The 24,407-nt window shown below is 39.8% G+C and carries 19 protein-coding genes and 1 riboswitch; of the genes, 12 read left to right on the plus strand and 7 right to left on the minus strand.

The features are described from left to right. The first annotated feature begins 1 nt into the window (after position 1). From J2Z48_RS06195 to J2Z48_RS06205, 3 genes are read left to right on the plus strand one after another with little or no spacing between them, the layout of a single operon-like run. A complete protein-coding gene (locus J2Z48_RS06195; protein ID WP_307251844.1) occupies positions 2–2,743 on the plus strand; it encodes a Z1 domain-containing protein in 2,742 nt (913 codons plus the stop codon). Continuing rightward, positions 2,740–3,789 (plus strand): PD-(D/E)XK motif protein, encoded by a 1,050-nt coding sequence (locus J2Z48_RS06200; protein ID WP_307251846.1) that lies wholly within the window; start codon positions 2,740–2,742, stop codon positions 3,787–3,789. Before J2Z48_RS06195 ends, J2Z48_RS06200 begins: the two co-directional genes overlap by 4 nt. Beyond that, complete coding sequence (locus tag J2Z48_RS06205; protein ID WP_307251847.1) at positions 3,786–5,558, plus strand: AIPR family protein; 1,773 nt, start codon at positions 3,786–3,788, stop codon at positions 5,556–5,558. The genes J2Z48_RS06200 and J2Z48_RS06205 overlap by 4 nt, the downstream gene beginning before the upstream one ends. Here J2Z48_RS06205 and J2Z48_RS06210 read toward each other — a convergent pair. Next, positions 5,555–7,231, minus strand: a complete 1,677-nt coding sequence (locus J2Z48_RS06210; protein WP_307251848.1) for a DNA cytosine methyltransferase — start codon at positions 7,229–7,231, stop codon at positions 5,555–5,557. The genes J2Z48_RS06205 and J2Z48_RS06210 overlap by 4 nt on opposite strands. Before the next feature lie 325 nt (positions 7,232–7,556). Between J2Z48_RS06210 and J2Z48_RS06215 the strand changes: the two genes are divergently transcribed. Continuing rightward, positions 7,557–8,294 carry a hypothetical protein gene (locus J2Z48_RS06215; RefSeq protein ID WP_307251849.1) on the plus strand — a complete coding sequence of 246 codons (738 nt, stop codon included), beginning with the start codon at positions 7,557–7,559 and terminating at the stop codon, positions 8,292–8,294. Here the strand turns inward: J2Z48_RS06215 and J2Z48_RS06220 are convergent. Beyond that, entirely contained in the window at positions 8,285–8,734 is a 450-nt protein-coding gene (locus J2Z48_RS06220; RefSeq protein WP_307251851.1) for a 2-thiouracil desulfurase family protein, read from the minus strand. The two genes, J2Z48_RS06215 and J2Z48_RS06220, sit on opposite strands and share 10 nt — an antisense overlap. A gap of 99 nt (positions 8,735–8,833) precedes the next feature. Further along, positions 8,834–9,172 (minus strand): phage holin family protein, encoded by a 339-nt coding sequence (locus J2Z48_RS06225; RefSeq protein ID WP_307251852.1) that lies wholly within the window; start codon positions 9,170–9,172, stop codon positions 8,834–8,836. 188 nt (positions 9,173–9,360) lie between these two features. Here J2Z48_RS06225 and J2Z48_RS06230 point away from each other — a divergent pair, with 188 nt between their 5' ends. Then, complete coding sequence (locus J2Z48_RS06230) at positions 9,361–11,715, plus strand: endonuclease MutS2 (protein ID WP_307251855.1); 2,355 nt, start codon at positions 9,361–9,363, stop codon at positions 11,713–11,715. Positions 11,716–11,869: 154 nt separating this feature from the next. On the opposite strand, the gene J2Z48_RS06235 is transcribed toward J2Z48_RS06230, so the two are convergent. Next, entirely contained in the window at positions 11,870–12,451 is a 582-nt protein-coding gene (locus J2Z48_RS06235; protein ID WP_370872890.1) for a GNAT family N-acetyltransferase, read from the minus strand. Between the two features lie 152 nt (positions 12,452–12,603). Then, a riboswitch (cyclic di-AMP (ydaO/yuaA leader) is annotated at positions 12,604–12,742 on the plus strand. An 8-nt stretch (positions 12,743–12,750) separates the two neighbouring features. Between J2Z48_RS06235 and kimA the strand changes: the two genes are divergently transcribed. The 6 genes from kimA (at position 12,751) to J2Z48_RS06265 (ending at position 19,843) form a co-directional block, all read left to right on the plus strand. Beyond that, entirely contained in the window at positions 12,751–14,580 is a 1,830-nt protein-coding gene (gene kimA, locus J2Z48_RS06240) for a potassium transporter KimA (protein ID WP_307251857.1), read from the plus strand. 68 nt (positions 14,581–14,648) lie between these two features. Continuing rightward, a complete protein-coding gene (locus J2Z48_RS06245) occupies positions 14,649–14,963 on the plus strand; it encodes a YbjQ family protein (protein WP_307251860.1) in 315 nt (104 codons plus the stop codon). A gap of 157 nt (positions 14,964–15,120) precedes the next feature. Then, positions 15,121–16,128 (plus strand): aromatic acid exporter family protein, encoded by a 1,008-nt coding sequence (locus J2Z48_RS06250; RefSeq protein ID WP_307251862.1) that lies wholly within the window; start codon positions 15,121–15,123, stop codon positions 16,126–16,128. Positions 16,129–16,154: 26 nt separating this feature from the next. After that, on the plus strand, positions 16,155–17,729 hold the full coding sequence (locus tag J2Z48_RS06255; RefSeq protein ID WP_307251865.1) for a M2 family metallopeptidase: 1,575 nt from the start codon (positions 16,155–16,157) through the stop codon (positions 17,727–17,729). Positions 17,730–17,866: 137 nt separating this feature from the next. Beyond that, positions 17,867–18,460, plus strand: coding sequence for a TetR/AcrR family transcriptional regulator (locus tag J2Z48_RS06260; protein ID WP_307251867.1), 594 nt, complete (start codon positions 17,867–17,869; stop codon positions 18,458–18,460). 99 nt (positions 18,461–18,559) lie between these two features. Continuing rightward, entirely contained in the window at positions 18,560–19,843 is a 1,284-nt protein-coding gene (locus J2Z48_RS06265) for an MFS transporter (protein WP_307251869.1), read from the plus strand. A gap of 70 nt (positions 19,844–19,913) precedes the next feature. Here J2Z48_RS06265 and J2Z48_RS06270 read toward each other — a convergent pair whose 3' ends face one another. Continuing rightward, positions 19,914–20,114 carry a hypothetical protein gene (locus J2Z48_RS06270; protein WP_307251870.1) on the minus strand — a complete coding sequence of 67 codons (201 nt, stop codon included), beginning with the start codon at positions 20,112–20,114 and terminating at the stop codon, positions 19,914–19,916. Positions 20,115–20,335: 221 nt separating this feature from the next. On the opposite strand from J2Z48_RS06270, the gene J2Z48_RS06275 reads away from it, so the two are divergent. Then, positions 20,336–21,517, plus strand: a complete 1,182-nt coding sequence (locus tag J2Z48_RS06275) for a multidrug effflux MFS transporter (RefSeq protein WP_307251872.1) — start codon at positions 20,336–20,338, stop codon at positions 21,515–21,517. Between the two features lie 96 nt (positions 21,518–21,613). On the opposite strand, the gene J2Z48_RS06280 is transcribed toward J2Z48_RS06275, so the two are convergent. Both J2Z48_RS06280 and J2Z48_RS06285 read right to left on the minus strand, forming a co-directional pair. After that, on the minus strand, positions 21,614–23,011 hold the full coding sequence (locus J2Z48_RS06280; RefSeq protein ID WP_307251874.1) for an RsmB/NOP family class I SAM-dependent RNA methyltransferase: 1,398 nt from the start codon (positions 23,009–23,011) through the stop codon (positions 21,614–21,616). 39 nt (positions 23,012–23,050) lie between these two features. Further along, on the minus strand, positions 23,051–24,304 hold the full coding sequence (locus J2Z48_RS06285; protein WP_307251875.1) for a BaiN/RdsA family NAD(P)/FAD-dependent oxidoreductase: 1,254 nt from the start codon (positions 24,302–24,304) through the stop codon (positions 23,051–23,053). Positions 24,305–24,407 lie beyond the last annotated feature (103 nt).

The raw sequence follows: 24,407 nt of genomic DNA on the forward strand, positions 1-24,407 counted from the left end.
CATGTTTACAGATGCAAGACAGTTAGTATTGATGATATTAAAAAACCAAACAGATCTATCTGACTTAGATAACTGTATTAAAGTGGCGATAGAAACAGCGACAGGTGTATTTCCTCTTAATGTAGAGCAGAAAGAACAGTTACTACAAGATATAAGAATGTGCTTTAATGTAACAGTTAGTATGAGTGGTGTATTGAGAAACAAGAATGATATTGATCATAAACAATGGTTAGAAGAGAAAAAGGATGGCATTGTTTGGAAGTATTGGTCAGGATTTCGATCCTATTTGGAAATGGAAAAAGAATGGCCAGCTCAAGTTGTGCAATCAATTGATAAAACTACTGATACCATACTGGGATTATTAGAGGACCCTATTGAAACAGAGAATAGCTTTGATCGTCGGGGGCTAGTAGTTGGTTATGTTCAATCTGGAAAAACAGCTAATTATACAGCCTTGATTAATAAGGCTTTCGATGCGGGTTACAAGATTATAGTTGTATTGGCAGGACTACATAATAATTTACGAAGTCAGACACAGGCTAGATTAGAGGAAGAAGTTTTAGGTTGGGATACAGAACAGAACGAATTTATTGGTGTTGGTAAGCAATTTAAACCAAATGAAAAAAGAATTGCTTCTTTAACTACACGTCTCAACAATGGAGATTTTAATTCTAAAAATGTAGGTATTACTCTAGATCATAGTCAACAGCCACTTTTGCTGGTGGTGAAAAAGAATGTATCTGTATTAAGAAATTTGCTTTCTTATTTGAGACATAAAAATTCACTTGCCAGATTTGCGAGTGCCGAGGCTTCTTATAAAACTGTTCCAAGTCTTCCTCTTTTGATTATTGATGATGAAGCAGATCAGGCATCTGTAAATACTGCGGCAATTTATGACGAAAATGATAAAGTGATTGAAGATTGTGACCCGTCTACAATAAATGGTTTGATTCGTCAGATATATAATACTTTTGAACAAAGGGCTTATGTAGCCTATACAGCAACCCCCTTTGCTAACATCTTTATTGACCAATCTGTTAGCACGGAAGAACATGGACAGGATCTGTTTCCTAGAGATTTCATTATAAGTCTGCCTAAGCCATCAAACTATATTGGTTCATACGACTACTTCAATCTTTATGCAGAGGAAGAAGGAGAGGAAGAACCTAGTTTGGTCCGGACAATTGAACAGGATGATGACTTTCTACCTAGTAAACATAAAAAAGATCATATCCCTTCACATCTCCCATCTTCTTTGAAACAAAGTATACATGCTTTCATTCTTTCTACAGCTATAAGAAGGTTGCGTGGTCAAGAAAAGAAGCATAATTCTATGCTAATACATGTAACTAGATACCCAAATGTTCAAAAGTACATTTACAATCTAGTTGGAGATTACTTACAAGTAATACAACTTGAGATCAAATATATGGGCCGATCTAGTAAGTATTTGGAAGAAATTAATCTTCTTTATGAAGAAGATTACATATCTACATCTCGATATCACAAACACGGTGGTAACACTTTTAATTGGGAATGTGTAAGCAGTGAAATATTATTGGTATTAGATGATATAGAATTGAAAGAAATTAATGGAGGAAGCCAGGATGTGCTTGACTACCGGAAGCATATGGATAGAGGTTTAGTAGTAATAGCAATTGGTGGAGATAAGTTGTCAAGAGGATTAACTCTAGAGGGACTGACAGTAAGCTATTATCTAAGGACAAGTAAAATGTATGATACTCTTATGCAAATGGGAAGATGGTTTGGTTATAGAGATGGATATTTCGATTTATGTCGTATTTATACCACATATGAATTAGCTACTTGGTTTAGTCATATTGCCTATGCGACTGAGGAGTTGCGCGGGCAATTAGAATATATGGCTTCTATCGGTGCAACGCCAAAACAATATGCATTAAAAATTAATACTCATCCGGATATGCTCATCACTAATGAGATGAAGATGAGAACTGCTGAGAAGTATAAGACATCGTATAGTGGAGAATTAGTTCAGACAACGGTATTCGAAGAGCATTCAAGTTTCTTTGAAAAAAACTTTAATGCTACTAGTCAATTTATCCACCGTTTAACAACAAGATACGAAACGAACCCTGATACAAATAGGCGGGTAGGTAAGACAAAGCATTATTTTTGGGAGAAGGTAGATGGATATTTGTTAATTGACTTTTTAAATGAATATCAGACAGCGTCTTCTGTTTCAAGGGTTAATAGTGAAATGTTAAAGGAGTATATTTCCAAACGAATTGTAGAGAATGAATTGACGAGCTGGACCGTGGTATTGATCAACTCAAATGACGAGGAGGAGCTTGAGTTTGATAACCAAGTGAAAGTTGGTTGCGGTGTTGAAAGAATAGGTATTCCTAAAAATGAATATGGAAAAGAAGGTTTCTTATCCATCAAGACGCTAACTTCTAAGGGGCATGAGTATTTTGATTTTACAGAAGAACAGTATATGAGAGTAGAGGAAATTGAACAGAATAAGCAACAGAGCCCAGTTGCATCTTCAAAACAGTGTAGAAAGTTACGTGATCCGAAAGAAGGAATATTGTTGATATATCCTATTCATAGAAACAAAAAAAGGTTTGAGGGGATGAATCTGGATAAAAAGCAAACTCCTATTGCTATTGCAATTTCTTTTCCAGAAAGTGAGTCCCCAGATGCTGTTGATGAACATGGCTATGTTATCAATAGGTCAATAGAACAGGATGTGATGATTTGATAGACATTAGAAAGATTTTAGATGGGATTGATACAGAGATAAGTAGTCCACATAAAAAATTTTTTCCAGATGAAATAGTAGTCCGTCTACTTAAAGATAAAGGGGATTTCTCTATTTTTATTGGAGTTTCTCCTTATGAAAAAAGAAGGATGCTACTGGTTAGTGTCCTTTTTCCGCTTACAAAAGACAGAATGGAAAGCCTACCATGCTGGAATGGTGTAAAGATTTATCAAAAGCAGTTAGGACAAGTTCTGCATCTTAAAGGGCAATGGTTTGTTATTGTTGAACAAGAGACAAAAAGTGATCATGAAATATATGAGTCTTTAATTGCAAATATTTATACTCGCATAGTTAAAGCTAAAAATAAGAATAATATGTTACAATCACTTCAACAGACTTTGGAACAATGGCATTATTTTTTTAGTAATCAAGAAGCTAAAGGATTATCAATCGAAGCTCAACAAGGTCTATTTGGTGAATTATATGTACTTCAGGACTTGATACAGAAGGGAGTTTCTCCTTCCATTATTAGATTTTGGAGGGGACCATATAAGGAAGATAAAGATATTATGGTGAACGATCTTTGCATAGAGGTTAAGACATCTAAAGTAGATCACACAAATAAAGGGAGTTATATACATATTTCAAATGAAAGACAGTTATCTGCTGATAATCAAGAAAATTTATATTTAAGTGTTGTGATGCTAAGGGTGTTAAAGGATAATGCATCTGGGTCTACTTTGAATCAGTTGGTTGCAAAGATACGAAATAGCTTAACGGATTGGCCAATCATGCTGGATCTTCTTGATACCAGGTTGGTGCAAGCTGGTTTTCTTGATATTCATTTTGAAAAGTATGAGCAAATTGGATATATCATTGTGAGAGAGCATTTATTTCATGTAGGCGATGATTTCCCCAGAATTACTTGCTCCGAAGTTCCTCATGGTGTTCACCATGTAAAGTATACTATTTTATTAGATAGCTGTATGCCTTTTGAAACAAGCCAAGAAACTCTAATTCGACAATTACAGGAGAAAATATTATGAATTTAGAAGAATTTTCTATTGGATTTATTCAGGAAGTAGTAGAGGAAAGTATAAGGAGAAGTGAGCCAACTGAAATGGCATTTGTGGAAAAAATGTGTTCTTATTTGTCGGATAATGGTGTTTTGCCAGAAATAGAATCTAGTTTTTATCAGAAGCAAGCAAAGGGAATAAAAGTAAATGGTTACTGTTATCATGAAGAAAGTAAGCGGCTTTCCTTGTGTGTTGCCAGCTTTGATATGGAAAAAGCGAGGGGTACAATTAGTCAAAGTAATGCCGAGCGTCTAGCTAGAAGAGCTTTAAAATTTTTTGAAGAATCTTCAATTGGACTGAAGAAGGAGATAAATGAATTTGAAAAAGCATACGCACTAGCCGATCTAATAGAGAACATCTATACAGAGGTTAGTCAATTAGATATCTATCTTTTGACCAATCTTAACTATAAGAGTAATGATTTAATTACAATATCCACACAATTCCCTGATGTAAGAGTATATGTTTGGGATATCGAGAGGTTATATCAACTTGTTGATGAAAGTCAGGGAATGAAAAAAATAGAAATTAATTTTGAACAAGATCTAGGTGAAACCTTTCAGTTAATGATGGTTCCAGATCAATCTAGTAGTAATGTGTATGACTGCTATGTTGGATATATTTCTGGAGAGATACTGGCTCGGGCATATGAAGTATGGGGGCAAAGGTTAGTTGAGCGTAATGTGCGTTCATTTCTACAGGCAAGAGGTGGCGTGAATAAAGGGATAAAGAAAACACTCCAAAATGAGAGCTATATGTTTATGGCTTATAATAATGGTATTTCTACAGTAGCTGAAGAGGTTAGTCTTGTCCCTGTGAAAGAGGGATTAAACCTGTATAAGGTGGTTACAGTAAAGGGCTGGCAAATAGTGAATGGAGGGCAAACTACAGCTTCTCTTTACCAAGCATGGAAAGATAGAAATAAGCTAGATGATGTTAGTGTGCAAATAAAGATGTCCGTAATCAAGCAAGAGGAGAAATTTGACGAGATGATTTCTGCAATCTCGCAGTGTGCAAATACACAAAATCGAATATCTTTGTCAGATTTGCAAGCAAATCATCCAATTCATATTGATCTTGAAAACTTGTCTCGAACTATTTGGGTACCCGATCCTCAGGGCAGAAAATCTCAAACGAAATGGTTTTATGAGCGTGCCAAGGGTCAGTATTTAGTAGAACTAAACCGTCAATCTACAGTTAGCCGAAAAAAGGCATTCAAAGAACAAAATCCTAAGTCACAAGTTATTACAAAAACACAGTTGGCTAAATATATCATGTCCTGGGAACAAAAGCCATATACTGTAAGTAAAGGAGGAGAAGCCACTTTTAAAGAATATATGGATTTATCTACCAAAGAGTCAATATCTATTGACGCTAATTATTATAAAATGTTAGTTGCGAAGTCGATCCTTTTCAATTCTTGCGATGATATAGTAAAGAATCGTAATTTTGGTGGCTACAAAGCAAATGTTGTAACCTATAGTATTTCAATGCTATCGCACTTAGTCGATAGAGAGATGGATTTCCTTAGTATTTGGGCATTACAGGAAATAGATAGTGAAAAAAAAAGGAAGATGAAAATCATTGCAGATTTCACATGGAGGCATATTACCAATCCGCCTATTAAAGGAACTAATATTACACAATGGTGTAAAAGAAAGGAGTGCTGGGACTCTTATAAAGATAATTACAGTGAAGAGTTAAAAAAGATCATTCAACAAAGAAAACCAATCCATTAAGTACGATGGACCTGGTTTTCTTTGTTTTTCATAGTTATTAGGTCAGATAAACTTTCCTTTACTTTATAGCCTAACAAATTAAGAGTTTTCTCAGCTACAGCACGTCCTAGTAATGGTGGAACAGCATTTCCTACTTGTTGATATTGAGAGTCTTTTGGGCCTTCAAAGATGTAATAGTCGGGAAAGGACTGGAGTCGAGCTGCTTCTCGTATACTTATGGCTCGATCTTGTGAAGGATGAATCCACATAGATTTACGTACATTTACTACAGTAGGAGAAGGCTCATTGTAGTCTAAACGTCTGTAAATAGTGTTTTGAGTTCTTGATGTATCAGAGTAGGTAGATTTTAGCTCCTCATCTAAGTCGTGAAAATTTTGACCAGGTTTAAGTTGAGAAAATCTTTGTTGGGTAATGTCTCTACTTTTGGTATATATGTGATTACATAACATGGTAGTATTGCTATTTAGGTATTTTTTTAGAATGTTTGGTGTTTGTGATAACGATTTTAAGATAGGTTCTGATGTTATATCTTGGGTAGGTGTGAGAATTTCTAAATCTTTTATTGCATGCTCGATTGTAAAGAAGTCTTTTGGATTTTGTAAAATAGGCTCCGGGAGTACGACAGGAAGTTGAGCAAATTGTTTTTTCACACCAATGACGATAAATCTATGTCGGATTTGAGGGACACCAAACTGTGCAGCATTGAGAGTGCCATAATGTATTTCATATCCTAACTTTGAAAAAGTTGCTTTGAGATATTCAAAGACAGTGTAAGTTTGTACAGAGATATAGATTTTCTTTCTATAAATCTTGTAGTCATTAACTGCGATATTCTCCTCTTGAGCTTCTTTTCCTCTACTAAAAATCTGGTTTATCTCTAAGAGAGATACAATATTTGCTATTAATTTTTGATCATCGCCATTACTGTTTAGACAATTAATTAAAAGTGATTTAGAATCAGTGACTAATGATTGTAAGGGTTTGTATGTATAAAATAAACTCTCCCAAGATCGAATTTGCTTTTCGATAAAAGTTCGATTTTTTTGATGATTAAAGAATCTCGCGCATTCATTCTTTTTCCTATAATGCCGTACTAGAGAATTTAACTTGGCAGTTAAATCAGGTGATAATATAAAAGGATATATTTGCTTGTTCTTACATATAGAATCTATCAATAACTCATAAACCTTTTCCGCATACTCTCCAGCGTGTCCTATCAATATGTCTTCATTATATATTTCGATACCCAGTGTGGATATGTCGTTATATTTATCATTTACCAAGAAAAATTTTTGTTTTTTGGATGCCATGGAGTGTACATTTTCCATGATAAATGCTTTAGGAGAAATCTCTTTTATAGCCCGAACATATTCTTTTACCAACTGATTATTTCCCGATATCAGTTCATTTCTTTGGCGGTTAGCATTTGAGAATCCTTGGCAAGGTGGTCCGCCAATAATAACATCAATTGATTGTGAGGGGTCTATATTGACATAGTTCAAATTGCGAATATCTTCCTCTACCACTTGTATATTGTTATTTCTTCTATAAGTGGAAGCCGCATGTTTATCCTTCTCGATCGCCATGATAATTTCAAAGGCATTTGTTTGTTTAAATCCAAGACTAAGACCTCCAGCGCCAGCAAATAAATCTAGCACTTTGAGTTTTTGCATCAAATTCACCTCAAAGAAAAAGTATGATAAATGCCATAAGAATTGATTACATAATATACAGTATAAGTTAAAGAAGGCGATAACGATAGTAGCGATAGAGTAAAAAATTGTAATCTATATGTCTTCGCTCTACAATTGAGATAATAGATTTACATGAGAGAGAAACGTTGAACAAAATGGCTTACTTCTATGATCGTGTCATGGAAGTGAGCCATTCTGTGTTTACGGGGTAGCCGAAATGGGTTGATTTTGACTATAATAGAGCGATGCCGTGTACTCTTAATCTTATTAATTGAAAGAAAAATAATAAAAGGATGAGATTATCTTGCAATTTCGATATCAGATGGAGTTACTTGTGACGGCCCCACTTGAAAAGATAAGGGAGTATTTGACGAATCCATTTCGCCCTACTACGCAGTTGTATACACTGTTTTTTTATGATCATCAAAAAGCGGGTGGTCGAGGTTTGTTTCTAAATCACGAATCCTTTTTTCGGGAGCGTGCCTATACACAAATCATGAGAAATGAGCCGGATCATTTTGTTCTTTACCGAAAACAGGGAGCTAGTTATTATGAAGAGAATTTTCAATTAGAACAAAAAGGAGATCAAGTCCAGATCCAAGCGACTCTGGTCTGGAAAAAAGAATCCTGGTTTTCGCAATTAGGGTGGGTGATAGGCAGCTTTTGGTTAAGCCATCAAATGAGGAGTTATTTAGAGCGAATGGCGCTTCAAATGGAAGAATACGCAGTCAATGCGATGCAAGTACAAAAGAAGTACGACTACCAAGTGTTACGTATGACGGAACCAGATCTTTCAAAATTATTTGCACTTCAAATGGTGGGAATCTCTCTTCATTGGCAGATGCTACTTGCCATCTTGGCGACTTGTTTTGGAGCGATATGGGCGTTGGATCATGATAACTATGGTTGGTTTTTTACGTTTGCAACCCTAGCGATGGTACTGGTGACCAGGTATTTGGACCGTTTATGGATTTATCGATTGTTGGATTTGTATTGGCTACTGCTCATTGGGTTAACAATCAAATGGCTATTTTACTCATAGAGATCGTATTCCGATCCAACTTGAAAACCATGCCTTTTTAGCAATGCACTGGTCACACCGTCCCCAGATACCTTCTTTCCTTGAAAATTTCCGTCGTAGATAAATGAACTTCCACAGGAGGGGCTATTTTCTTTTAAAATAACCATCGTGGCACCAACTTTTTTAGCTAGCTCTAGAGTGTGATTTGCTCCGGCGATAAATTGTTCTGTGACATCCTCACCTGATTTTGTGATAACTTTTGCTTTTCCGTCCAAGACATCTTCACCAGATCCTCCTACAATTTCTGCTGGATCCCTAGGTGTAGAGAGTCCTCCAGAGACTTCTGGACATACATAGATTGCTTTTTTTTCGGTTACTAATTTTTGTGCGATGTCAGCTAAACTTGCTTTGCCATCATATCGGCAAGGAACTCCCGCTAAGCAAGCACTAATCAAAATCACCCGCTACACCCCTTTTTCGATCATTTTCATGATACAGACAGAGTGCATCATAAAACAAGACTTAGTCCGTGGACCAAGCCTTGTTTATACCTAGGTATCTTATGAATCTACACGATCTTTGATGGTGGGCGAAAAAAGATCGACAATCCCGATGATAAGTGCCGCCACAATTGCACTAAAGATACCAATTTCAAAGCCGTTTACGATCATGGATGTAATATATAGTACGACTACCGTACTAATAAACCCAACGATTCCTCTGCCATACGGTGAAATGCGCTCTCCAAACAGCATTTCCATTAACCAACCGAGAAGAGCGATAAATAGGGCAGCGATAATAGCGGTACCGAAGCCAGAAATTCTGAAACCTGGAACCAAAGCGGCAACAATCATTAAAACGATGACTGATACGATAAAACGAACGATATGACGAATCATGATCCCATCCTCCTAATACATGATTGCCTTTAGTATGCACAGATAATGCTTTTTCAAACATAAGAAAATAGGAGATGAACATGAGTTTGATCTCATTCGATTATGGGTAAGGAATTATGTTAAGCTGTCATGAAAATGAACGGAAAAATGATATACTAAAGTTGTTTGCTTGAAGGGAGTGCACGGTTTTGTCAGATTGGACACAGAAGACATTAGAGTTTATGGAAGTAAAAGAAATGATAAAATATTACGCTTCCTCTAATTTGGGGAAGTCTCTTATTGATGAAACAGAGCCTTCTGATGACTGGCAAGAGGTATCAGAGCGTCTACATATAACCTCCGAGGGAATCGAACTTCTTCGTCTGAAGGGAGATATCACACTTGGTGGAATTCGTGATATTCGTTCGTTTGTTCGCCGAGCAGAGATTGGTGGATTATTAAACGAAGCCGAATTACTGGATATTGGAAGTACGATTCATGCTGGACGTAAGATCAAGGCGATGCTCCGACAGTTGGATGAAGAAATAGCACCACTTATTCGTTTGCGTGGGTTAACGGAGCAGATTGAAAGCTTGGAACAGATTGATACGGAGATTGCCAATAGTATCGATGAGCAAGGTTTTGTGCGGGACTCCGCCAGTAGTGAGTTGCGACGTGTTCGTCAAGCGATCGGAACAATTCGTTCTCGCATTCAGTCGACGTTACAAAATCTACTTCGGAATTCCAATACCCAGAAAATGCTACAGGAATCCATTATTACGCAGCGTTATGACCGATATGTGATCCCAGTAAAAGCAGAGTATCGCGGATCTTTTCATGGGATTGTACATGATCAATCTTCGTCTGGAGCGACTCTGTTTATTGAACCAGAAGCAGTTGTTCAGCTGAATAACCAGTTACGAGAACAAGAGTTAGCAGAGGAACGGGAAGTAGAAAAGATTTTGTATCAACTCACGCAGATGATTGCAGAATTGGTTGAACCACTACGCTTAAACTTAGATATTTTAGCCCAATTGGACTTTACAGTAGCAAAAGCACAGTTTGCTCGTGCAGTGAAAGCAGTTGTACCGAAGTTATCTCAAGATCGAGCGCTTGTCTTGAAAAAAGCACGGCATCCGCTTATTGCGAAGGATACCGTGGTGCCGATTAATGTGGAGATGGGACAAGCTCATCAAGCAATTATCATTACGGGACCTAATACAGGTGGGAAAACCGTTAGCTTAAAGACCATCGGACTCTTTGCCTTGATGACGCAGTCTGGATTTCCCATCTTAGCAGAAGAAGAGAGCCAGATGCCCATTTATAGTGGAGTATTTGCTGATATTGGGGATGAACAAAGCATTGAACAGAGTTTAAGTACCTTTTCCTCTCACATGACGAATATCATCCGGATCTTAGGGAAGATCGATCATGAGAGCTTGGTCTTATTTGATGAGCTGGGTGCAGGCACAGACCCGACAGAAGGAGCTGCGCTTGCCATCTCGATCTTAGAGCACTGTATTAAAGTGGGTTCAGCAGTAGTGGCTACTACACATTATAGTGAGTTAAAATTATTTGCTCATACACACCCACGTACGGTAAATGCAAGTGTAGAGTTTGATGTGGAGACGCTTCGGCCGACCTACCGCCTGCTAATAGGAGTTCCGGGGAAAAGTAATGCTTTTGCGATCTCCAAGCGTTTAGGGCTTCCAACCTACTTAATTGAAGATGCTAAATCGCATATCTCCAGTGATGACAATCGCTTAGAGGAGATGATTACCACTCTTACTTCAGAGCGAAAAGCCACAGAAGACGCGAGACTAGATGCAGACCGATTACGAGCCGAGGCAGAAGAAATTTATCAAGGCCTTGAGACAAAGTTGCAGGCTTGGGAAGAGGAAAAAGCGCAGATTCGTGAAAAGGCTCGACTTGAGGCACGACAAATCATCAGTCATGCCGAACGTGAAGCAGATGAGGTATTAAAGCAACTTCGTGAATGGGCAAAGGCTCGTCCACAGGAATTGAAAGAGCATGAACTGATTGAAACACGCAAACGATTAGGCACTGCTGTACCGGATCTGGAGTTACACCGCAGAGCTTCAGCGAAGAAGTCTAATGAAAAGTTAGCAGTAGGGGATGAAGTATTTGTTGCTAGTTTGAGTCAAAAAGGCACGATTGTAGAAGTACTAAGCGACAAGGAATTTCAAGTGCAAATTGGTGCTTTGAAAATGAAGCTAAAACGGGATCAACTAGAGAAGCGGGAAAGTAAACCGCAGCATCAACCACCCAAATCCACTTCTTCCATCAGCCGTAAAGCAGATGTCCGCCCGGAGCTTGATTTGCGAGGGCATCTCGTAGAGGAAGCTATTATGGAGATTGATCGTTATCTCGATCATGCGGTCTTAGCAGGCTATAAACAGGTTCATCTCATTCACGGAAAAGGAACTGGAGCTCTCCGCACAGGTGTTCAACAATTCCTCCGTTCCCACCGTAACGTGAAATCGTTTCGACTCGGGAGTATGGGTGAAGGCGGCTCAGGTGTAACCGTTGTCGAGATTCAGTAAAGGAGCGAACGAACCCGATGGAACATCTTCCCAAGATCTTGATTCCCATTGCGCTAGCCTTTCTGGCGGTAGGGATTTATTGGTTTATCAAATATGCTTAATCAAACAAGACACCTTCTTTAAAGAGGGTGTCTTGTTTGATGCGAGGGTCATTCTAATAGGCACGCAACATCGTATGCAGTTTCTCTTTTACGGTATCCCATTCACGATCCAAAATGCTGTATATGGCAGCATCTCGGATTCGCCCATTTGGCAACTGTCGGTCATTTCGGAGAACGCCTTCTCTCGTTCCGCCAATCCGTTCAATTGCTTTCTGGGATTTTACGTTAAGTAGATCGGTTGTAATCTGCACACGAATCATGTTTAGCGTTTCAAATACATACTGGAGTAGTAACAATTTACATTCGGTATTCACAGCGGTCCGTTGTACTTCAGTGGCATAGTAGGTGAATCCTAATTCGCACGTTCGGGCTTCTGCTTTGATGTTATACAAGCGTGTACTTCCTACGATTCGATTTAATTCCTTATGCCAAACCACAAATGGGATCTCTTGTCCACACTGCTGGGCATTAAGGGCATGTGTAACCTGCTTAAGCATGTCTTCTTCCGATTCCATCGTGCTGGTCATATGAGTCCAGATAGCTGGGTTTGATTTTACGATTTGATACAAGTCGTTCGAGTGTTGTTCTTTCATCGGTTGTAGGGAGACTGTGTTTCCATCAAGTTGTATGTTCATTCTGTCCACCTCTTTTTATAAATAAATCCCTATTGGGATAAGCTAATTATGATTCATTAAAAAATATAAGTATACCTAAATAAAAACAAAAACATTACTCTTTACAACTCAAATTGCTCGGAGTATGATAAGCGAATTACAACTTAAATAAAAGGAATTAGTCACTTAATCCGTCTTTTAAAAGGAGCGGGGGAACCAATCTTGGGGTGAATCCTTAGGAGTATCTAAGGTAGGGTTACTCTCATAACCCGAATCCGTCAGCTAACCTCGTAAGTGCTAATGGGAGGAATAGGAAAAACATGTTTTATAAGTTGAAACGATTTTTAATCGGAAAGCCTTTGCAGTCAAATGAATTACACGATCAAAAGCTTAATAATTTAAAAGCATTAGCGATCCTTTCTTCGGATGCACTTTCCTCTGTTGCGTATGGTCCTGAGCAAATCTTGCTTGTCCTTGCCACGATCAGCGTACTTGCTTTCTGGTATTCGATTCCGATTGCAATTGGAGTGTTAGTCTTACTTGCGGTACTGATTCTGTCGTACAGACAGATTATCTATGCATACCCAAGTGGCGGCGGAGCTTACATGGTGGCAAAAGAAAACCTCGGGACCAATTATGGTTTGATAGCTGGAGGTTCTTTGCTTGTTGACTATATTTTAACCGTTGCGGTTAGTGTCTCAGCAGGGACAGATGCCATTACTTCTGCATTCCCTGTGCTTCATCCGTATACGGTGCACATCGCTATTTTGTTAGTTGCACTCATTACCTTATTAAATTTACGAGGACTCACTGAATCAGCTTCCATCTTGGCGTATCCTGTGTATTTATTTGTCCTAGCCCTTGTGGTTGTAATCATTGTAGGAATCTATCAGATTCTGACCGGACATGCACCCACCACTGCACACACCTCGATTGGGACACCTGTAATGGGAATTAGTTTCTTTTTACTACTAAAGGCATTCTCCTCTGGATGTTCGGCCTTAACAGGAGTAGAGGCGATCTCCAATGCAATTCCAAACTTTAAAGAACCTGCCCCTAAAAATGCAGCCTTCACTTTAACATGTATGGGGATTATTTTAGCGGTACTTTTCTCTGGAATTGTCTTTTTAGCATATTGGTATGGAATTGCTCCTTCTGGAAAAGAAACCGTTATGTCGCAGTTAAGCGAGTCCATCTTTGGAAGAGAATTCATGTATTATTTCGTCCAAGCTACAACCGCATTAATCTTAGTATTAGCGGCAAACACAGGATTCTCAGCGTTCCCACTCCTTGCTTATAACTTGGCAAAAGACAAGTATATGCCTAGAGCATTTACCGCTAGAGGAGATCGCTTGGGATATTCCAACGGGATTATTACCTTAGGAATGGCTTCGATTTTCTTGATTATCATATTTAAGGGGAAAACAGAGAGCTTAATTCCACTTTATGCAGTGGGTGTATTTATCCCCTTTGCCTTATCCCAAACAGGGATGATTTTCAAATGGATTCGAACGAAGCCAAAAGGTTGGGGCTGGAGATTCTTAGTCAATCTATTAGGAGCGCTGATTTGTTATCTCATCTTAGCCATTTTCTTCGTTACGAAGTTTGGTCAAGTATGGCTTTCCTTAATCTTTGTTCCAGTTGTGGTATTGATTTTCCATCAGATCCATCGACATTATGTAGCTGTAGCGGAGCAATTACGGATTGATGATTCCGTGAAAGTAATGAGCATAGCCAAAAAAGGTAATTTGGTGATCATCCCTGTATCTGGGATCACTACTGTAGTGGAAAAATCATTACTTTATGCGAAGTCTATATCGGAAGATGCAGTAGCGGTTTATATCGGTTATAGCCATGAAAGCATCGAAAAAATGAAGAAGGATTGGGAAGAATGGGAAACAGGGGTCCAGCTTATTACGGTGTATTCTCCTTATCGTGGCGTTATCAAACCGCTAGGTGATTTCCTAGAGGCGATGAGGGAGAAAGCGGACCAAAGTAGCTCTTCTATGACCGTTATTATGCCACAGTTTGTAACGAAGAAATGGTGGCATCGATTGCTTCATAACCAATCTGGTTTGCTCATCATTGCGTACTTGCTCAAAGTGAAAAACGTGCATATCACAATTGTGCCGTATCAGTTGAAAAAGTAATGGCAGTTTGAAAGATGAACAAATGGGAATGAATAAGATAGTTCATTTTAACTACAGGAGGCTTTCCCATGTTAGTAACGACAACAAACACGCTAGAAGGATATCAAGTGACAGAGTATATGGGTGTTGTAAGTGGTGAAACCATCTTAGGTGCAAACGTGGTTCGTGACTTTATGGCTTCGCTTACGGATTTTTTTGGCGGACGAAGCGGTTCCTATGAAGGAAAGCTAGCGGAAGCAAGAGAAATCGCTTTACAAGAGATGCAAGAGCAAGCGCGTCGTAAGGGAGCAGATGCTGTTATTGGTGTGGACTTGGATTTTGAAACCATTGGTGGTATGTTGATGTGTATCGCCACAGGAACTGCTGTGAGAATCAATAAATAGATGGTTTGATGCATTTTATAGAGATGACTTGAGTATTCAGCTGATACTCAAGTCATTTTTCAATTGGGTTAGGAGCAATTCATGCTTTCGTCACAATGTGATTGTGTATTGTAGGTAAATAGGGTACATTCGTATTATTACGATTGAGGTGAAAAAAGTGTTTAAAATTGGCTACCGTACGATTAAAAGTGCGGTTGGTGCAGGTGTTGCGATTGCGATTGCACAATCTTTACATCTTGACTTCTACGCTGGTGCTGGAATTATTACGATCCTCTGTATCAAACAAACTCGGAAGAGTTCGTATGAAACAGCATGGGAGCGTTTTTTGACCAGTGTAATTGGCTTAATCATTAGTTGGTTGATTTTTGAAAATTTCGGATATCACCCATGGACGATTACGCTTTTATTATTGATCACATTTCCAGTTATGGTAGGGCTCAAGGCAAAAGAAGGGATTCCTGCTGCCTCAGTCATCATTTCTCATTTATACACTTTGCAACATATCGATTGGCATGTCATTGTAAATGAATTAGGGATTATCGTAATCGGGATTTTAGTGGCATTTATAGCGAATAGCTATATGCCTAGCTCGGAAAAGAAACTGCTTGAGTATCAACGTAAGATTGAACAAAATTTTAAGCGGATCTTTCGGGAGATGGCGATTTATCTACGTTATGGTGAAAGCAATTGGGATGGAAAAGAATTGATGGAAACGGCAGAATGGATCAAAGAAGCGAAAGAAGTGGCACTACATAATATCGAGAATCATAGTGCAGAAGAAGAAAAAGCCATGTACCGATACTTCCAAATGAGGGAGAAGCAATTCGAGATCATGGAACGGATTATGCCAACCGTATCCATGTTGAATCATACATGCGACCAAAGCCAACAGATTGCTGGCTTTTTGGAAGAGTTAGCAGATGCGATACACCCTGGCAATACAGCGGACATCTATCTAGAGCGACTGGAGCAGATGAAGCGAGAGTTTCGCGAGCAACCTCTCCCAGTAGATCGTATCGAATTCGAAACGAGGGCTTGTTTGTACTTCTTTGTTGGGGAAATGAAACGTTATCTCATTATCAAAAAAGCATTGTCCAAAAAGAAAGCAACTCCCGATTCATCTGACAAATCAACAACTAAGAAGATGGACCCATCGCCTAACTAAAGCGAGAGAGAATAGGGGATAGAAGAATGACGGATCGTTTTTTACAGGAAGAAAATAACCATTTACAAAAACTATCCGCTGCGATGACAGAAGCTGTCTGGATGGTAAATACAACGGGTTCACAAGATTGGCAGGATAAAGAGGTGCAAGCTGAATCACAGTATCGTTTATATTGTTCGGATCCCAAACGATTTGCTGTACTGAAAGAAAAGATGGAGCTAGCTCCAGAGGGTTCGATCGAGCGACGTCAATACGAACGTCTATATCAATCGGCACTCGAAAATCAGCTCCCTGCTGAGACTTTAGAAGAGATGGTTACATTATCCTCTAAGTTAAGCAATATTTTTAATACGTTTCGTGCTACGGTGGACGGAGAGAAGTGGACGGAGAACCAAGTACGTCAAGTTCTTCTCACTAGTACAGATGTAGCTTTGCGTGAGAAGGTATGGCAGGCTAGCAAGGCGATCGGGCAAGAGGTAGCCTCTGGATTGTTAGAGTTAGTTCGTGTACGTAATCAAGCAGCACAAAGTTTAGGGTTTGAAGATTTTCATCAAATGTCATTTGAATTGCAAGAATTAGATCGTGATGAGGTTTTCACGATTTTTGATGATCTAAAGAAGCTAACAGATGGTCCTTTCCAAGCAATGAAAGATGAAATCGATGACGAGTTGCGTAGCCAATATGGATTATCTGCTGATGCACATTTGCAACCTTGGCATTATAAAGATCCCTTTTTCCAAGATGCACCTGTTGTACCGGGAGCGGATGTAAGCCCTTTTTTAAAAGGAAGAAATATCGAGAAATGGACTGCTGATACATTTACATCGATGGGGATGGAGATTCGCGATATGCTGGCTAAAAGCGATCTCTATGAACGTGAAGGGAAAAATCAGCATGCGTTCTGTCTCGATATGGATCGAGAAGGGGACGTACGGGTATTATGCAATATTCATGATAACCAGTATTGGATGGAAACGATGCTCCATGAATATGGCCATGCGGTATATGACAAATATATCGATCGGAAAATTCCGTTTCTTTTACGCACACACGCCCACATCTTCACGACGGAAGCTGTGGCGATGTTCTTCGGCCGCCTTGTGAAGAATCGTGAATGGTTGTCGGTGATTGCCCATGTAGACGGTGATGTATTAGAGAAAATTCTACCTGGCTTAGCGAAGATGCAGCAACGTCAGATGTTGATTACGGCTCGCTGGGTTATTACCTTTGTCCGTTTTGAACGCGAGCTTTATCGCGATTCAGACCAAGATCTGAACAAATTATGGTGGGAAATAGTAAAAGAAGTTCAATTTGTGGAGCCACCTAACCGTGTAGACGAGCCACATTGGGCTTCTAAAATTCACTTTACGATTGCACCAGCGTACTATCAAAATTATCTACTGGGGGAACTGACGGCTTCCCAATTTGATCAATATATCAAGCAATATGTAAGCTCGGACTACTTTAACAAAGAGGTTGGTAACTGGTTCTTACAAGAAGTCTTTTTCCCCGGTGATCGGCATGGATGGTCTAAACTAATTGAAAATGCTACTGGTGAAACGTTGAATCCAACTCATTTTGTTACTCAATTTGTGAAGTAGCCAGTAGGAACTACTTAGTGCGAAATAAGAAAGGTATTCCGATACGGCATGGATATCTTTCTTTTTTTATTGACTTCAGAGATGTAATTAGCTAAAATAAACCAAACGGTCGGTTTTTTTGTAGGAGGTTTTGATTTATGGTTTCCCGCAGGTATGATGCTGAGAAAACAAAGCAAGAGCTTGCCATGATTGCGAGAGAATTGTTTATTAAAAAAGGGTATATAGCTACCTCGATTGGTGATATCTGTCGAGAATCAGGTGTCAGCAAAGGAAGTTTATATTATCACTTTAAAAGTAAAGAAACGTTGTTTCTCTATATTGTTGAGAAGAATGCACAAGAATGGACTTCAAAATGGCAACAAAAAAGCAACCAGTATACCAATGTGATTGATAAAATGTACGGCTTCACTGAGTTTTATGTAGAAGATTTTCGAAACCCACTTTTAAAGGCATCTGAGGAATTTTCAGCCAAAGAGTGGGGGAAGAAAGAAGTAATGGAAGAAGCTCTGGAGATAAAAAAACGGACATTTCAAATCTTCAAACAGATCATTCAAGAAGGGATACAGCAGGAAGAGTTTGTATCGGCTGATGTTTACCTACTAGCTCGTACTTATCGTGCTCTATTAGAGGGATTATCGCTCTCTTTTTATGAAATGAGTATCGAAGAAATGAAAGACTTGTACCGAAGTGCTGTTACCTTTTTCCTAGAAGGAATTGCTAAGAAAAAATAGTAAAGTAAGAAATAGTAAAATAGAACATCATTGCTTTCTCTATTAAGCTGACCACTTGTTTGATGAAGGAATTTATCTTATCAGAAAAGGACGTAGAATATGGATACCTACCAAGAAAACGTCTCATCACCCAAAATGAGCTCCCTCTTCCGAAATCGTTTTATCCAAGCGATTCTGGTTTCGGGATTGTTTTTACAAATCGGCATATGGATTCGAAATTATTCTATTTTGCTCTATGTAGTGGATCAGACCAACGGTGATCCATTGGCAGTGTCGATGATCTCTGTGGCTGAGTTTGCTCCGATTTTCCTGTTCTCTTTTGTTGGGGGGACATTTGCCGATCGTTGGAGACCGAAGAAGACGATGATTTGGTGTGATATTTTAAGCGCCATCTCGATTTTTTTCGTCTTAATTGCGCTCTTGTTTTTTACTTGGAAAGTCCTCTTTTTTGCCATGTTATTTTCAGCGATTCTCTCCCAGTTTTCGCAGCCATCAGGAATGAAACTATTTAAGATTCATGTGCCAGCAGAGCATATGCAATCAGGAATGTCGCTGTATCAATCACTATTTTCTATTTTTATGATTTTCGGTCCAGTTTTAGGGACACTTGTTTTCCAACATTTTGGGATTAATGTAGCGATTAGTATTACAGTGATTGCCTTTTTACTTTCAGCGATGGCACTTGTTTTCCTGCCTGCTGATCCAGAGGTAAAAGAGGAATTAGAGAACCAATCGTCTCTTCTTCAAGAGATGAAAGAAGGTATTAAATATGTTCTCTCCAGCAAGGTTTTGAGTTCCTTGGGTGGAACGTTCTTTATGGCAGGGACTTCGATAGGGCTGATTCAACCTCTGGCAATCTTCCTTGTGACCGAACAATTGCATTTACCAAAAGAAAATCTCCAATGGTTAATTATGGTGAATGGTATTGGAATGTTGGTGGGTGGGGCTGTAGCGATCTTCGCTGCTAAGAAGATATCCCCTCAACGATTACTGGTGATGGGTCTTGTGTTAAATGCGGTCGTCATTTCACTTTCTGGTTTATCGGAGGTACTATGGTTAACGCTAATCGCCCAGTTTTTTGCAGGTATGGGTATGCCTGTTATTCAGATCGGGATTAATACGATGATTATGCAACATACCAAATCCGATTTTATTGGCCGAGTAAACGGTATTCTAACCCCACTCTTTATTGGAGCGACGGTCGTCATGATGGGTATCACAGGCTTTTTAAAGGACAGTATGTCCCTTGTATGGATCTATCAGATCTCAGGGATACTGATGTTACTTGGTGTATTATTCCTCTTACCACTTCTCCGACTAGCGGCTCCGAAACCGGATTTCGTACAGGTTGCTCAAGTAGAAACAGAAGCCGAGAAAGAATAGACATAATGATTGAAGTGTAAATGAACGACTTGAAAAGGGTGCGGCTCACATAACTGTGAATCCACCCTTTTCACTCTTGTCTAGAATGAAAACGAACTTGGATACGTGGAGAAGCTTCTTCTTCTTTAACCTCCTGAATAGGTGAAACATCTAACTCATCTTCTGTTTCCTGTAAAAAATGATTAATGTGTACATAGTCTGGATCGATCATTCCCATAGATAGCTGGAGATGTGGATACAGTTCGTTTTTCTGTACTACATTACGTTTCATATTTGTGTCAACCTTCCAATAGGAGATAATGATTTCCATATATTTCTATGCGAAAAACCTAGAAATGCGAACAAAAAGTGGTCTCTTTTTGTCTACTTTTCATTTACGTTTTTCGGTTTCCGTAGTAATCTTAATAGGTGACTAATAAGGAGGAGACTATCATCGAAACATTCATTGAGAATAATAATCAAAATCAGAAGTCTTCTTCCAGACGTTGGAGAATGGCTATTATTTTAGGTGGGCTTTCTGCATTTGGAGCCTTATCTATTGATATGTATTTACCAGCATTTCCAGAGATAGCAAATGAATTTCATGCAAGTCCATCATTGGTTCAAATGAGCCTTACGCTCTTTTTAATTGGGATGTGTGTGGGACAATTATTTATGGGTCCACTTAGTGATATGATCGGGAGGCGGAAGCCCCTGTTAATCGGGCTATTATCATATGGAATCGTATCTTTATTATGTATATGGAGTCCATCGATTGGGATGTTTGTATTGTTGCGATTTTTCCAAGGGTTGACTGCTTCGGCGGGGCTTGTGATTTCACGTGCAGTAGTTCGCGATCTGTATGTAGGGACTGAGTTAACGCGGTTCTTTTCTTTACTCTCTCTAATCAACGGGCTGGCGCCGATTATAGCTCCTATTATGGGTGCCCAATTATTGGGCTTTGCCCCATGGCAAGGCGTCTTTATAGTACTAAGTATCATTGGGCTTGCTATGTTTGGTATTGTCGTTTGGGGTCTCCCAGATACACTTACTTTGGAAAATCGTGCTGTAAGCGGAGTTCGTCCAGCCTTACTAAGCTATTCTCGAATTTTACGAGATCGCACCTTTATGGGCTATGCACTATGTCAGGGGTTAGTGTTTGCTTCGATGTTTGCCTATATATCGGGCTCATCCTTTATGGTGCAGAACATCTATCATGGAACTGCGACTACATTTAGTATTATTTTTGCGGTTAATGGTGTAGGGATTATGATCGCGAGTCAGATAACGGGTAAATTGGCAGGGAGATTTTCGGAGCGGTCTTTATTTAAGGCGGGAATTATCATGTCTGCTTCAGGCGGTGGAGTGCTATTAGTCGCTTTCTTAAATCAGGCTCCACTCTATGTGATTTTAGTTCCTTTATTTTTTATTGTATCAAGTGTAGGTGTTGTTGCGACAGCAGGTTTTTCACTAGCGATGGAAAACCAAGGGAAATCAGCAGGTAGTGCAGCGGCTGTCTTAGGCGTGATTTCACTCACGTTAGGTGGACTAGTCGCACCATTTGTAGGCATTGCCGGCGAGTATACGGTTGTGCCACTAGGAATCATCACAACAATATGCGGGATCTGTTCACTAAGTTGCTATTATTTCTTTGTTGGAACGACGAGTACCTTACGAAAAGGAAATAGCTATTAATACGAGGAGATGGATCATCTCCATGAGCTTACTATTTGAAAGAAAATGACGGTAGACTTTATCCGAAGATGGATTTTGTCTACCGTCATTTTTGTGTTAAATCGTGCGATATTTTTCCCAACGTAGCCATTTGGGATAATGATTTTTTAGCAGTCCACCAGAAGCCTTCCCCCATCCGAGTGGGTAGTTGTCAACTGTGACAAGAGTCCAACCGCTTTGTTGATCGGGCAGCGTTTCGCCTTGTAAATAGAGGAGTAAATCATTTCCGTTCCAACTGAGATTACGTATACGCTTTACCTTGTCACTTTGTAAGGCGAGAGCGAAGGCATGGGAGGGTTGAAAGTGACTTTTTTTAATCTGGCCTAGATGCATTCCAGGACGTTCTACCTTTAATCCTTTCAGAGAGGGAAAGCCAGATGGTGTCCGATAGAGATGCTCTCCATATAGAGTAAACTCCCCCTCCATCCACGAAGAATCGAGTAAATGATCTTGAACAAATGCATCATAAAGCTTTTTCCGATCTTTTGGGATGGATGTGGCTTTTCCTATTTTTGTTTTACGGGAGGTTTCTGAGACTCCTTTTTGAAGTACAGCCACAAAATGACCTTCGCCGCGCAGATGATGAGGCCATAGGCGACCGGCAAGAGCTAATCGCGGATCTGGTTTCTCCATCCAATCAGGACGACCAGGTTGGTAATGCTTTGCCTGTGGAACTGGAATGAGCTGAAATTCAGGAAACTCTGCGAGAAACGAAGCAACTACCTCTTCATTCTCCATCGGGTTAAAGGTGCAAGTGGAGTAGACGAGTCTTCCTCCGTCCTTTAGCATCGGGGCCGTTGCGCGTAGAATCTCCATCTGTAGCTCGGCACACTTTTCAACTAGGCGGGGGCTCCAACGTTCTCCTGATTCGTCATCTTTGCGAAACATCCCTTCACCTGAACAAGGGGCATCAATTAGGATGCGATCAAAAAATTGGGGGAAGCGATCGGTAAGATGATTCGGATCTTCATTTAGGACAACTGCATTGGAGACTCCACAGCGCTCTAGGTTTTCGACAAGTACTTTGATTCGTTTGCCGTCAATCTCATTCGCAACTAGGATTCCTTCTCCTTGCATGTGGGATGCGATTTGCGTCGTTTTCCCTCCTGGAGCGGCACAGAGATCTAAAATCGTTTCCCCGGGCTTTGCTTCAAGCGCTTCGGCTGGAGACATTGCACTGGCATCTTGGATATAGTACACGCCTGCCGCATGGAAAGGGTGCTTGCCGGGGCGATCTACCTCGTGTTGATAGTAATAGGCTTCAGGGCACCAAGGTACGTTTTCCAGTGTGGTGAAAGGGAGTTTTGCTACTAGCTCTTCGGGTGTGGTGCGTAATCGATTGACACGAAAACTTCTTTCCGGTGCTTGTTCATAACTAGCAAGGAAGGCATCATATTCATCTTGTAGTCGCTCTTTCATCTGTTCTAGGAAAACGGATGGAATAGTAGGAGACATATAGACTCCCCTCTTTTCTATATATGTAAGTGTTTCAATCTATTCGGTGGCACTTTTTCCTGCTACGTATCCAGTACATAAGGCAGAAGTGATGTTATAGCCGCCTGTGTAACCATGGATATCTAAGATTTCTCCGCAAAAATAGAGACCAGACATGATCTTAGACTGCATCGTACGTGGATCGATCTCTTTAATATGGACTCCACCCCCCGTGACAAAAGCTTTATCAAGTGGTAGAGTTCCGTTGACTTGAACAGGGAAAGCTTTAATATATTCAGCTACTTTCCGTTGAACTTCTTTGGAGGTTTGTGTACAACTTAAAGTGTCCGAAAGGTCTACCATCTGAAATAGTACAGGGATTATTCTTTCGGGGAGATATCCTTTTAATGCATTACGGAATGCCCGTTTTGGGCTTTCGTCGACCCGTTTGTGAATCTCTTTTTCTATCTCATCAACCGTATCCTCTGGTTTTACATCGATGGTAAGCAAGGTAGTTGGAGCGCTAAATTTTTTGAGATTCTTGATGACAAATTGGCTACAACGAAGAGCAGTTGGACCAGAGAGTCCGAAGTGGGTAAAGAGCAGATCACCATCATGGCTTACTAATTTTTTTCCTTTTGCATTCCAAACGGTAACGGTGATATCTCGTAATGATAATCCTTGCATCGATTTATCAAGGATCCAAGGTTCCTCAGAGGTAAGGGGCACTTCTGTCGGGAATAATTCAGTAATGGTATGCCCTGCAGCTTCCGCCCAAGCATATCCGTCGCCTGTGGAACCAGTCTGAGGAACCGATTTACCACCGACCGCTATGATTACTTGATTCGCCTGAAAAATCTCTCCGCTCATACTCTCTACACCGGTTACTTGTCCATCTTGATAGAGGACTTGCCGGACTGGAGTATTCACACGAATCTGTGCCCCGCCTTCTTTCACTTTTCGAATTAATGCTTGTACAACAGATTTAGCACTATCGCTAACGGGAAACATTCGACCATTATCTTCTTCTTTTAACTCAACGCCCAGCTCACGAAAGAAGTGTACGATATCCCAATTGTTAAATACAGAAAAGACACTGTAGAGGAATCGTCCATTTCCCGGAATAAACCGGATGAGTTCATCTATATCTTTAATATTGGTGACATTACAACGTCCACCACCCGAGATCGCAAGCTTACGCCCCAGCTGATCTCCTTTATCAAGTAGGAGCACTTTAGCCCCATGCATCCCAGCGGCGGCACTGGCCATCAAGCCAGAAGGACCACCACCAATGACAATCACATCGTATTTCATATCGCGCTCCTTTGAGGTAAAACGTAGCTATGTTTAGCTTTTCCTAACTTTCCCTATTGTAGAAGACCCCATGAAAATTGGGAAGGGGAGCACACGAAACGAT

Source organism: Croceifilum oryzae (assembly GCF_030814315.1).
GTDB lineage: Bacteria > Bacillota > Bacilli > Thermoactinomycetales > Thermoactinomycetaceae > Baia > Baia oryzae.